Annotated in this window: 14 protein-coding genes; all 14 read right to left on the bottom strand. The window is 34.3% G+C overall.

Annotated features, from left to right (window positions below; translation table 11 throughout):
• Positions 1 to 84: 84 nt before the first annotated feature.
• The 14 genes from glmU to yabA all read right to left on the bottom strand — a co-directional run bounded on the left by glmU (position 85) and on the right by yabA (position 11923).
• A complete protein-coding gene (gene glmU, locus CD147_RS01085) occupies positions 85 to 1440 on the bottom strand; it encodes a bifunctional UDP-N-acetylglucosamine diphosphorylase/glucosamine-1-phosphate N-acetyltransferase GlmU (RefSeq protein WP_103165612.1) in 1356 nt (451 codons plus the stop codon).
• Between the two features lie 333 nt (positions 1441 to 1773).
• On the bottom strand, positions 1774 to 2076 hold the full coding sequence (spoVG, locus tag CD147_RS01080) for a septation regulator SpoVG (RefSeq protein ID WP_103165611.1): 303 nt from the start codon (positions 2074 to 2076) through the stop codon (positions 1774 to 1776).
• A 66-nt stretch (positions 2077 to 2142) separates the two neighbouring features.
• A complete protein-coding gene (locus CD147_RS01075) occupies positions 2143 to 2523 on the bottom strand; it encodes a RidA family protein (protein WP_103165610.1) in 381 nt (126 codons plus the stop codon).
• Positions 2524 to 2538: 15 nt separating this feature from the next.
• Positions 2539 to 3363 (bottom strand): pur operon repressor, encoded by an 825-nt coding sequence (gene purR, locus CD147_RS01070; protein ID WP_103165609.1) that lies wholly within the window; start codon positions 3361 to 3363, stop codon positions 2539 to 2541.
• Between the two features lie 16 nt (positions 3364 to 3379).
• On the bottom strand, positions 3380 to 4228 hold the full coding sequence (gene ispE / locus CD147_RS01065; RefSeq protein WP_103165608.1) for a 4-(cytidine 5'-diphospho)-2-C-methyl-D-erythritol kinase: 849 nt from the start codon (positions 4226 to 4228) through the stop codon (positions 3380 to 3382).
• 307 nt (positions 4229 to 4535) lie between these two features.
• Complete coding sequence (veg, locus tag CD147_RS01060; RefSeq protein ID WP_011276767.1) at positions 4536 to 4799, bottom strand: biofilm formation stimulator Veg; 264 nt, start codon at positions 4797 to 4799, stop codon at positions 4536 to 4538.
• Positions 4800 to 4898: 99 nt separating this feature from the next.
• Positions 4899 to 5789: a 16S rRNA (adenine(1518)-N(6)/adenine(1519)-N(6))-dimethyltransferase RsmA gene (gene rsmA, locus CD147_RS01055; RefSeq protein WP_103165607.1), complete on the bottom strand. Its 891-nt coding sequence runs from the start codon at positions 5787 to 5789 to the stop codon at positions 4899 to 4901.
• A complete protein-coding gene (rnmV, locus tag CD147_RS01050; protein ID WP_103165606.1) occupies positions 5790 to 6341 on the bottom strand; it encodes a ribonuclease M5 in 552 nt (183 codons plus the stop codon).
• Between the two features lie 189 nt (positions 6342 to 6530).
• Positions 6531 to 7304, bottom strand: coding sequence for a TatD family hydrolase (locus CD147_RS01045; RefSeq protein ID WP_103165605.1), 774 nt, complete (start codon positions 7302 to 7304; stop codon positions 6531 to 6533).
• 29 nt (positions 7305 to 7333) lie between these two features.
• Entirely contained in the window at positions 7334 to 9307 is a 1974-nt protein-coding gene (gene metG, locus CD147_RS01040) for a methionine--tRNA ligase (RefSeq protein WP_103165604.1), read from the bottom strand.
• Positions 9308 to 9562: 255 nt separating this feature from the next.
• Entirely contained in the window at positions 9563 to 10402 is an 840-nt protein-coding gene (gene rsmI, locus CD147_RS01035; protein WP_103165603.1) for a 16S rRNA (cytidine(1402)-2'-O)-methyltransferase, read from the bottom strand.
• Position 10403: 1 nt separating this feature from the next.
• Positions 10404 to 10652: a GIY-YIG nuclease family protein gene (locus tag CD147_RS01030; RefSeq protein WP_103165602.1), complete on the bottom strand. Its 249-nt coding sequence runs from the start codon at positions 10650 to 10652 to the stop codon at positions 10404 to 10406.
• Positions 10645 to 11370: a tRNA1(Val) (adenine(37)-N6)-methyltransferase gene (locus CD147_RS01025; RefSeq protein WP_103165601.1), complete on the bottom strand. Its 726-nt coding sequence runs from the start codon at positions 11368 to 11370 to the stop codon at positions 10645 to 10647. The genes CD147_RS01030 and CD147_RS01025 overlap by 8 nt, the downstream gene beginning before the upstream one ends.
• Positions 11371 to 11524: 154 nt before the next feature.
• Positions 11525 to 11923: a DNA replication initiation control protein YabA gene (gene yabA / locus CD147_RS01020; protein ID WP_103165600.1), complete on the bottom strand. Its 399-nt coding sequence runs from the start codon at positions 11921 to 11923 to the stop codon at positions 11525 to 11527.
• Positions 11924 to 11930 lie beyond the last annotated feature (7 nt).

Genomic DNA, 11930 nt, shown 5'->3' with positions numbered 1-11930 from the left:
ATATAAAAAATCAGTAACTTTTACTATGTTCGACAAAAAATTTAAAAAAGAGATACTTAATTTCATTCTAAAATTTTAACTTATTTATTTTTTATTATAGTCTTCCTTAGTAACTTGTCGCGCTCGCGCTAGTGCTAAACTATCATTTGGAACATTATCCGTAATCGTAGAACCCGCTGCAATTAAGACGCCATCACCTACTGTTACAGGTGCTACTAAGTTAGTATTACATCCGATAAATGTATCTTTTCCAACGACAGTTTTAAATTTATTAACACCATCGTAGTTAACTGTAATTGAACCACAACCAATATTTGTACGCTCTCCGATTTCAGCATCACCAATATAACTTAAATGTGAGACCTTTGCACCGTCTTTAAGATCCGCTTTCTTCACTTCGACAAAGTTACCAACTTTAACTTCTGCACCTAAATTTGAACCTGGTCTTAACTGTGCGAAAGGTCCAACTTTCGTCTTGTCGCCAACGACCGACTCATTAATAACAGATTGCTTGACGTCAACTTCAGAACCTATACGACTATTATTAATTTCCGAATATTGCCCGATGACCGTGTTTTCACCAATAGTCGTTTTACCGTTAATACGCACACCTGGTTCTATAATCGTATCCATGCCAATTTCTACATCTGGTCCAATAAACGTTGTAGTTGGGTCAATGATTGTAACGCCATTTCTCATATGTTGAATATTCAAACGTTGTTGTAAAGCCTTTTCTGCATTACTTAACATTACACGGTCATTAACGCCCATCACTTCGTCGAAATCATCAGTATGGTGTATCTCAGCTTTTCCTTCATCTTCTAAAATTAAGGAAATCACGTCCGGCAAGTAATATTCACCTTGCACATTATCATTTTTAACTTGTGCTAATTTATTGAATAATACTTTATTATCAAAAGCAAAAATACCAGAACTAATTTCTGTGATTAATTTTTCTTCCTCAGTCGCGTCCTTCTCTTCCACAATACGTTTAAGTTGCTGATTATTATCACGAACGATGCGTCCGTAACCGAAAGGAATCTGTGCAGTAGCTGACAATACTGTCGCTTGAGCTTGTGTCGCCTCATGATGTTCGATTAACTGTTGTAACGTGCTAGCAGTAATCAAAGGTGTATCTCCGCATACAACTAATGTTGTTCCTTCTTCATTCTCTAAATGTTCTTGCGCCATTTTTACAGCGTGTGCAGTCCCTAGTTGCTCTTCTTGATAACTATATAATGATTGATCGCCTAATGTGCTTTTAACGTCTTCAGCACCATGCCCTACTACCGTCACAATTTGATTAACCCCTGCATTCTTAACGTTCGTTAACACATGTTCAATCATTGTTTTGCCAGCGACCTCATGTAGTACTTTGTATTTCTTTGATTTCATTCTAGTACCTTTTCCAGCCGCTAATATTACCGCATTTCTTTGCATGAATGGTAACCCTCCAATAAATTTTACGCTTCCTATTTATTATAATTTAACTCAAGTTCTAGTTTCAAGATTTAAAAAATTTTGTAAATTAAGCGTCATTAAATTATAAAAATTAATTTTATTATGTATATTAATATAGTCAATTATAGAAAATTTTCAGTCATTAAAAATTTTTGTCAGCAAAATAGGCGGAATACAATTCATCGTCTCCCTAAGGCATAAATTATTAACGTCTTACTCTCTTCTAGCTTAACCGTTTTATACCATCCTCTTTAATAAAAAACAGGTTCAACATATTTAAGTGCTGAACCTGTGCTTTATCTATTAGTTTAATTAAGCTTCGCCTGATTCTTCTGAAGAAGCATTTTTATCAGGGATAACTTCATCTGTTTCATCATATACTTTCATAACCGCATCTTGAATTTCTTGTCTCATTTCAGAGTTAATTGGATGCGCGATATCACGGAATTCACCATCTGGTGTACGTTTACTTGGCATAGCAACAAAAAGACCTGAGTTGCCTTCAATTACACGTAAATCATGAATTACAAAAGCTTCATCAAGCGTAATTGAAACAAGCGCTTTCATTCTACCATCTGTTTGTATCTTTCTAAGTCTTACATCTGTCACTTTCATGCAGTGAGCCCCCCTAGTATATATCTTTGTTTAGTTAGAAGCTTGACAATTTATCAATTAAGGAAATTATAATCCTTTAACTTTACCTACAACTTCGATTTCAACTTTAACGTCTTTAGGTAATCGTGCTACTTGCACACAACTACGTGCCGGTTGATGTTCACTAAAGTAGCTACCATAAACCTCATTAATCTGTTGAAATTCATCCATATCAGAGATGAAAATAGTTGCCTTTACAACTGAGTTTAAATCTGAACCAGCTTCTTCAAGTACTACTGATAAATTTTCTAGTACTTGTTTTGTTTGTTCTTTCACGTCTTCGCTAACAATGTTTCCTTCAGTATCTAATGGAATTTGTCCAGACGTAAAGACTAAATTGTTCACAACCATAGCGTGTGAATATGGTCCTAAAGCTTCTGGCGCTTTATTTGTATTTATTGTTTTCATGATGTAAAAACTCCTTTAAGAAAATTTAGACAAACTATTACCAGGTTCTACTTTAAATTCTTGATTATATTCATCAACATCAGATAGCTTTACTAAAGAAGTATAATCCTCAATCAATCGTTGTTTAACTTCTTTTGATTCTACAAGTACTGATACCCCTTTTACATGAGCCTTAAACTCATTCATCAGATTCATAACCCCGTTAATTGAGCCTCCAGCTCTCATAAAATCGTCCACTACAAGAACGTTAGAATTTTCAGCTAAAGTTCGCTTAGAAAGTACCATTGTTTCGATTTTTCGTGATGATCCTGAAACATAATTAATAGATACAGTAGAACCCTCAGTAACTTTATTGTCTTTTCTAATTACCACTACAGGTAAATTTAATACGTTAGCCACCGCGTTGGCAAGCGATATACCTTTTGTAGCAATTGTTACGACGGCATCGAGCTCTTCTTCCATGTAAATACTCGCTATTAATTTACCAACCTTATTTAAAAGTGAAGGATTACCCACTAAGTCAGATAAAAATAAATAACCACCAGGTAGAAGACGTTCTTTCTCTTGAAGTAGTGAAATAATTTCTTCAGTAATTTCAGCAGCTTCTTCTTTACTCATCATCGGCTTGTAATTTACACCGCCACTTGCACCCGCAGTAGTAATAACTGTTCCTAATTTTTCTTTTTGGAAGGTATTCTTAATGATTTGTACATCTTCACTGATTGAAGACTTAGCTTGTTTGAATTTATTTACAAAAAAAGTTAAAGGCACTAGCTGATTGGGATTATTCATTAAATATTGCGTCATAAAGACGATACGTTCACTTCTTTTATACCTCATATATTGTTCAACCCTTCTATCCTAATAGTCTAACTAAATACACTTCGTTACAACATCCATTAACAGCATTATAAATCTTCTTTGCTTGGCTCTCTTTTTGCGCAAGGCCGTATACAGTAGGACCACTTCCACTCATCAACGCCCCATCTGCGCCACATTGCAACATATTATTTTTTATCTTTTCAATTTCGGGATGCATAGCCATCGATACTGGTTCTAGACGGTTTGATAAGCTTTGACATAACATTTTGTAATCTCCAGTAGTAATCGCCTCTTCACACATACGTGTATCTACATGATGTACATCATTCAGGTTTAAAGCTTTAAAAACATCAGGAGAAGAAATCCCTAAATCAGGCTTTGCTAATATTACCCATGCAGAAGGCGGTTTGTTTAAAAAAGTAATCTTTTCGCCTCTACCTTCACAGATTGCAGTTTTATTATAAATACAAAACGGAATATCTGTACCAATTTGTATTCCTAAGTCACTTAACTCTTTGAGTGGTCGATTTAGATTAAATAATCGGTTGATACCACGCATACTTGCTGCTGCATCAGCAGATCCACCAGCTAATCCCGCAGACACCGGGATATCTTTATCAATTGTTATAGTAACACCCTGCTCTAAATTGTAGGTGTCCATCATCAATTTTGCAGCACGATAAGCAAGGTTTTTATGATCATCCGGCACGTAATTATGTTCAATCTCTACCACAATTTTTTTATCTTTTCTCTTTTGAAAAGACAATCTATCATTCAAATCAACTGTAGTCATTACCATAGCAATTTCATGATATCCATCATCTCTTTTGAAAAGTGTATCGAGCGTCAAATTTATTTTGGCAGGTGCCGTTTCATATATCATTTTTCCGCCCTCTCTTCATCAATAGTAATAAAATGATTTTAACATAAAGAATTAAAATATTTGATAGATACAACACAAATTTATGTAAAAACTTAATGAAAGACATTTTAATTTGTCCTAATATCCGTTTTACGATAAAAATTAAGTTTTCAAAATAAATATTATGTAAAATAATTTGTAAAAAGACGCTTTAATAGACAATTTCTCTAAATCAAAAAAGAGTGCTGAACTTATATAAGCCCAACACCCACATTTTTTATTATAGAGTACGAATTACACTAAGCAACTCTATGTTTATATGTTCAAATTAGTGTGCAACTACTTCTTGATGATTATCTTCTTCAAACGAAACTTGTACGTTCTCTGTAAGAACATCCGTATATGTATACGAAACTCTTTCAAAATTATGCTTATCTTGGTCTAATTCAACGACAAAAACTGAAGGATATGTTTCTTTTAACACACCACAACGTTCAATCGTTTTTTTACGACCACCGTTGGCTTTTAGTACAATACGATTTCCTAAGTGACAATCAATAGAATTTTTGATGTCCAAAATTGATTTTGGCATATTGCTCCACCTCGCTACAAGTTACATAATACCATATTTCGAGGCTTTTCGTCAAATAAAATTTAAATTTTATCAAGGTAATAGCGCTTTGTCAACAATTTAAATTTCTAATTCTGGGAAATTTTTCTTTTCTGCATACAATCGTGCAAAATCTTGTATTGAAAGCGTTTCTCCACGTCTTTTCGGATCTATTTCTGCTTGTTCTAACCACTTTAATATACTTTCTTTGTGGCTTTTGCCATCTTTAAAGAAATTTTGATAGTTATTATTGATTGTTTTTCGTCTTTGAGCAAATGCAGCTTTAGCAAGTTTAAAGAATGCATCTTCATCATCCACTTCTACTAAAGGTGTGCTTCGTTGCATCAACTTCACTACAATAGAGTCAACATTCGGTGGTGGCATAAATACCGATTTAGGTACTGTAAGTACTTTACTCGTTTCTGTATAGTATTGCGTCACAATAGATAATGAACCGTATGATTTCGTTCCTACTCGTGCATTGAGACGTTCTCCCACTTCTTTTTGCATCATCACTACATAACCATCAATCGGAATATCTTGTTGCATTAAGTTAAGTAATATGGGCGTTGTAATATAATACGGCAAGTTAGCTACTACCATAATGTTGTCGCAATCACTTAAATGAGTTTCAACAGCCTTTGCTATATCCGCTTTTAAAATATCTTCATTTATGATAGTCACGTTATCGTAGGGTGCGAGCGTTTCTCTTAGTACTGGAATTAAACGTTGATCAATCTCAAATGACATGACCTTTTTAGCCCGTTTAGCTAATTGTTCAGTTAAAGAGCCCATACCCGGACCTACTTCAATCACACCTGTAGATTTATCAATTTGACTTGCATCGATAATCTTATGAATAATGTTCACATCGATTAAGAAATTTTGACCTAAACTTTTCTTGAAATTAAAATCGAATTGATTTAATAACTCTCGCGTTCGCGAAGGCGTAGCAATATCTTTTCTTTCCACCTATGCGTCACTCTCCTTATCAATTGATAAAGCTTCACGTACATCCGCTTCAGTATAACCAAATGCGTTGAGCTTTTTCAGTAATTGTTTCCCATTTGAATGTCCAATATGTAACTTCTGAGCTAATATTTCTCTTTTACGACGTGCATCTTTTCCTATTATTAGACCTAAATCTATCAATACATTTTTATCTATCGATTCTTCAGCTTCTTCAAATGGAGAACTAACATGCATTAGCGCTTCCCTAATATCACTCGGATGCGCATGTTCAACCCCTATCTTACCACGTCTGTTTTTTGCTTTTTCACGATCCACATAAGCATGTTTCACACCTGCAACGTGTTCAGTAATCGTATTACGAATCTTATCACCCGGAAAATCGGGATCTGTTAATACGATAACACCTCTTGTTTCTTGCGCATTTTGTATCACAGCTAACGTTTCTTTATTAATGGCACTCCCATTCGTTTCAATTGTATCGCATTCAACGGCAGATTTAACACGCTCTGTATCATCCCTACCTTCTACCACGATGAACTCATTGATCTTCATATTGACCTACCATCACCTTTCCTTTATTTCATATTATGCACATTTTTGTGGAAAATGAAGACAACCATCCTATTGACTAATTATATTTAGACTATTTACAAATAGAAAATGAGAAAGATGAAGTCATGTCGCTATTTATTATAAAACGAGACTACGACAGTCCTAATCAACATCTTTCTCACATGGCTATTATTTATTTAATTTAAACAATCTTTCAGCATTTTCAGTTGTTTGTTGACAAACTTCTTCATACGTCATATCACGTAATTCAGCAATTTGTTGCGCAACTAAAGTTACTCTCTCAGGCTCATTACGTTTTCCTCTGTATGGATGAGGAGATAGATATGGCGCATCTGTTTCTACCAATAATCTATCCATTGGCACATGCTTAGCTACTTCTTTAGGCTGTTTTGCATTTTTAAATGTCACAGGTCCGCCTAAAGACACATAGAAGTTCAATTTATTAATCACAACGTCAGCAATCTCTGGAGAAGCACTAAAACTATGCATAATGCCACCAACTTCTTCCGCATGTTCTTCCATCAAAATATCAATACAATCTTGTGTCGCTTCACGATTATGAATAACAATTGGTAAGTTCACTTTCTTAGCTAGAGCAATTTGTTTTCTAAATACTTCTTTTTGAACATCAGCAGGTGATTTATCCCAATGATAATCTAGACCCATTTCACCGATACCAATAATTTTAGGATGTTGGGCTAATTGTTCTATCCACTCTAAGCGCTCTTCAGTAAAATCAATTGCATCAACTGGATGCCAACCGATAATACCGTAAACAAAGTCGTACTTATCGATTAACTCCATTGTACGTTCAATTGTAGGTGTATCAAACCCTACTACAAACATACGGTCCACGCCTGCTTCTCTAGCACGTGTAATGACTTCATTTAAATCCTCATCATATTGTTCATCGTTTAAGTGAACATGTGTATCGATTAACATTTTATCTCTCCTATCGTTCAATTTGTGAATTATTTAATAATTGCACCATTTGCAATAGCGTTTGGCAAGCTAACTAATGTTAAAACGCCATCTTTCTCAGCAGATAAAATCATACCTTCTGATTTTTGGCCCATAAGTTTAGCTGGTTTCAAGTTACTAACTACTGCTACTTTTTTACCAATAATATCTTCCGGACGATAAAATTTAGCAATACCAGAAACGATTTGACGTTGTTCAGTGCCTAAATCGACTTGAATTTTTAATAACTTATCCGATTTTTTAACATTTTCAGCGTCAGTAATCGTTGCAGCTTTAATTTCTACTTTATCAAAATCTTTAATATCGATTTGAGGTTTGCTTGGCACCTCTTCTTCAGCTTTCTCAGATTTAGGCGGTTGCATAGATTCTTTAATATAAGCAATTTCCGCTTCTGTATCTAATCTTGGGAAGATTGGTGTTGGTTTTTCAGTAACCATTACAGGTTCTTTAAGTGCACCATAATGTTCGAGACTTGCTAATTCAAATAACTCTATCTCATTGATATTTAATTGATTGAAAATCTCTCTTGGCGCATGTGTTAAGAATGGGCGTAATAGTACTGTCGCAAAGCGAATATTTTCAACTAAGTGTGCCATCACATTACCAAGCATTTCTTTTTGGCTTTCATCTTTAGCTAATACCCATGGCGTTGTTTCATCAATATATTTATTTGTGCGACTAATAAATTTCCATACAGTAGAAAGCGCTACAGAGAATTGGAAGCTTTCCATACTATCATTGAAACTTTTCACTGTTTCAAGTGCAAGTGCTTCCATGTCTTCATCTAATTCATGTTTTGGTCCTTCATAAGCAGGCAATTCACCGTGGAAGTATTTATTAATCATAGAGATGGTACGATTAACTAAGTTACCTAAGTCATTCGCTAAATCATAATTTGTACGTTCTACGAAAGCTTCAGGTGTAAACACACCGTCCGAACCAAATGGTAATTCACGCATTAAATAATAACGTGCTGCATCTAAACCATAACGGTCAATTAATACGTTAGGATCTACCACGTTACCTTTAGACTTACTCATTTTACCGTCTTTCATTAAAATCCAACCATGTGCAAAGACTTTTTTAGGAAGTGGTAAGTCTAAAGCCATTAACAAGATTGGCCAAATGATAGAATGGAAACGCACAATTTCTTTAGCCATTAAATGTACATCGGCTGGCCAATATTTTTGGAATAATTCATCATCATCTGATAAATATCCAAGCGCTGAAATATAATTGACTAACGCGTCAATCCATACATACACCACGTGTTTAGGATTAGATGGTACACGGACACCCCAGTCGAATGACGTACGTGATACCGCTAAATCTTCTAAACCTGGTTTGATAAAGTTGTTAATCATTTCATTTTTTCTTGATGGCGGTTGAATGAAATCAGGATTAGCATCATAGAATTCTAATAATCTGTCTGTATATTTATTGATATTAAAGAAATAACTTTCTTCTTTAACTAGCTCAACTTCATGGCCAGAATCTGGACTTTTACCACCCACGATTTTGCCGTTTTCATATACAGGATTTACTAATTGAGATTCAGTGTAATATGTTTCATCTGGCACTGAATACCAACCTTCATATTCACCTAGGTAGATATCTCCTTGTTTTAATAAACGTTCAAAGACTTTTTCAACAACTTGTTTGTGGCGCTCTTCAGTTGTTCTAATAAAGTCATCATTAGAAATTTCAAGTTTATTCCAAAGACTTTTAATGCCACTAATCATTTCATCTAAGTATTGTAATTCAGTTTTACCTGCTTTTTGCGCTTTTTCCTGAATCTTTTGACCATGTTCATCCGTACCTGTTAAATAACGAACATCATACCCTTGCATACGTTTATAACGTGCAATCACGTCACCTGCAACCGTTGAATATGCGTGGCCAATGTGTAAGTTACCACTTGGATAGTAAATAGGGGTTGTAATATAAAATGTTTCTTTCACCATCACTGGTCCTCCTCTTCGTTTCCATCAAATAATAATTAATTATATTTTAGTATGGTTTAACATTCTTTTAAGCCACATATGATGACTTAATCTCATATTTTTACGTTACTTTTTAATTATAACTTATATAGAAAGTTTAGTATCGTATCTTATTTACATTACCATAATTTTATTGTCTTATGGGAGTAGTCTTATCTTGTCGTTTTATTTTTTGAAAATAATTTAACTAGAAGATCTTCATTTTCAAAAATAAGATTAATTAACTTCGTGATAAATGTCATAAACCTCACCCGTCTTCATATGACGGTCTTCGGCTACTAATTTAATCGCTTTTTTAGGTTTTAAATCTTGTTCCGAAATGTAGTGATTTACGTGTTCAATAATAGATAAACTTTCAAACCATTGTTCAGTTTCCAATGGTTGGGCACCTTCAATAAGGATAACAAATTCGCCCTTTTGAGGTATATCGCCATCTTGCAAAGCATTCAATAGCGTTGTTGCCTCATGCATAACGATTTGTTCGAACTTCTTAGTTAATTCACGCCCAATGGCAACGCGTCTGTTGGAGTCTACTTTGATAATCGCTTTTAACATTTCAACCACTCTAAAAGGCGATTCGTAAATAATCAATGTACTATCTTGATACATTCTTTCTTGTAAAATATCCACTTTATCTTTATCTTTTCGTGGTAAAAACCCTAAAAATGTATACTTATATGAAGGTAAGCCGCTTGCCATTAATGCTGTTAAACCGGCATTAGGTCCCGGAACAGTTTCAACGTGAATGTCATATTGATGTGCTTCCACTACGAGTTCATAACCAGGGTCACTAATCAAAGGTAGTCCCGCATCTGAAACTAATGCTACATCATGTCCTTCAGTTAGCAAGCTAATTAAATAGTCAGTTTGTTGTGCTTTATTATGTTCGTGATATGACTTTAAAGGAGTCTGGATATCATAGTGATGACATAATTTTTTCGTTACTCGCGTATCTTCACATGCTATAAAGTCTACATTTTTTAACGTTTCGATTGCTCTAAAGGTGATGTCGCCTAAATTACCTATAGGTGTACCAACTAAATATAGTGTAGCCATCTCAATTCTCCTCAATCATTTTTAATTTTTGTTGTCTAGTGAACGTTTTAATTTCATCCTCTCTACGCAATGCTTCAGACTTAGAAGTATATAATTCTTGATAAACTAACACTACCGGACGTCTTATTTTAGTGTATTTAGCACCTTTTCCAGCATTATGCTTCGCTACTCGCGCTTCCACATCTTTAGCGTAACCGGTATATAAACTATTATCGCTACACCTTACTATATACACATAGTGTTTATCCATAATACACATCTCTCATCTCATCACTATATTCTCCATCGCTATTGTAAATATAGAATGGTGGGGCAATTTCTAAACCTTGTTTTCCATTTTTACGGCCTTCAACCACTACTGTTACAGCTGATTTATTTATTTTACTATAAATCATTATTACACGCTTAGGTTCGATGTTCGCACCTCGCATCTCTGTTAAGACATCCATCAATCTATCGGCACGATGAACCATCATAAGACGGCCACCTTGTTTTAATAAATGACGAGAAGCTAACATACAATCTTCTAACGAGCACATCACCTCATGTCGTGCAATTTTATGCGCTTCTTTCTGATGTTGATTCAGTTGATTCGTTTTAAAATAGGGTGGATTACAAGTGACTAATGTGTATTGAGACGGCTTAAACGTTCGATACACTTCTTTTAAATCCATATGATGCATATGTAATCGATCTGTGAGTTGATTAAATTCATAACTACGTCTTGCCATATCTACAAGCTGCTCTTGAATCTCGATACTCTCAATTGATTGTTGGCCTTTTGCAGATAATAGGAGAGAAATAACTCCGTTTCCAGCACATAAATCTAAAATTTTGTCATTCTTTCTCACTTCTGTAAAATGGCCTAACAATAAGGCATCGGTAGAAAATGAAAACACATCATCATTTTGGATAATTTTTAACTTCTCTTTAATTAAGTAGTCAAAGCGTTCGTTATTTTTTAACATCTTTTTACTCCTAAAAAAGGGATGTCTTTGCAATACAAACTAGCAGTCATACGTGTTGAAATCCATCCCTTGTTATCAAACTATATATTATTAGTTTCTATCTTTTATGTTATTCGTAAACCTTAACTATAATATTTTACGATAAAAAGAATACTTAGCTATTTAACACATTCATACATAATAAACAATCTTCGCCATAGCGATGTTTTCCAAATAATTCGCCATTACAAATATGGAATCCTTCACTATAAAGTACCGCTAAATTGTCTTTACTTGGTAAAGGTTTTTTAACGTTTTTAATTGATCGTTTCGTCTCATTAGTGTCCTCAGTCTTTTTCTTATCATCGTTAACATCATTAGAAACTTTGGCTACTTCAACATCTTGTTCGCTTTTAGCCATTAATGTTTTTAAATTATCATTTTCAACTTGTAATGTAACGTTCTCTTCAATAAGTTGGATGGCCAACGATTTAAGTTCGCTCATATCTTCATTTAACTGCTTTACATTGCTTTCAAGTTGTATAACTTTTTCAAATAAGTCATTACGGTTCAAGAGTACT

It is taken from the genome of Staphylococcus devriesei (assembly GCF_002902625.1).
GTDB classification, from domain to species: domain Bacteria; phylum Bacillota; class Bacilli; order Staphylococcales; family Staphylococcaceae; genus Staphylococcus; species Staphylococcus devriesei.
The sequence above is the reverse complement of the archived record's forward strand: the minus strand, read 5'-3'. Positions and strand labels throughout refer to the sequence as shown.